The organism is Roseateles sp. P5_B10 (assembly GCF_056400485.1).
Genome location: NZ_JBFULE010001627.1, coordinates 1 through 588 on the forward strand (window position 1 = coordinate 1; position 588 = coordinate 588).

1 protein-coding gene and 1 pseudogene are annotated in these 588 nt (G+C 61.2%); both read left to right on the forward strand.

Annotated elements, in window-relative coordinates; genetic code table 11:
* Positions 1 to 376: pseudogene (locus tag AC1DU6_RS34975) on the forward strand (ABC transporter substrate-binding protein); the annotation flags it as partial.
* Positions 377 to 395: 19 nt separating this feature from the next.
* Positions 396 to 588 (forward strand): ABC transporter permease subunit (locus tag AC1DU6_RS34980; protein ID WP_477863137.1); only part of this gene is annotated, 193 nt, incomplete at its 3' end.

Below are 588 nucleotides of genomic sequence, written 5' to 3' on the forward strand. Positions count from 1 at the left end.
CGGCGAATTCGCCGAGAACGTGCTGTCGATCGCGCCCGCCAATTACGATCTCGCCCCCGACCTTACCGAGCGTTTCCGCAAACGTTTCGGTTACTTCATGGTGCATGAGGCGCTGGAACACGCCGTCGCCCTCGACGTGCTGGTACAGGCCATCGAGAAGGCGAAGTCGGCCAAGGCCGAGGACGTCACCATGGCGTTGCGCGGTGCGAAGTTCACCGGTGGCTGGACCAAGGCGATGACCGGCGGCGCCGTCGAATTCGACAGCACCGGCCTCAATACCCTGTCCGTTCCCGTCATGGCGCAGTGGCGCAATAAGGAGCTCGTCACGGTCTGGCCGAAGGACGTCGCCAAGGGTACCGCGGTCTGGAAGTCCTGACGAACTAAGAAAGATCGCAGTGTCATTTCTACAAGCAATAATCGACGGGCTGCTGGTGGGTGGCGTCTACGCCGTCATCTCCATCGGCCTGACGCTGGTTTATGGTGTGATGGGCATCGTGAATTTCGCGCAGGCGGAATTCCTGATGATCGGCATGTTCGTGTCCTGGTTCGCCTGGGCCTATCTCGGCCTTGATCCGGTGCTGGCCGCGC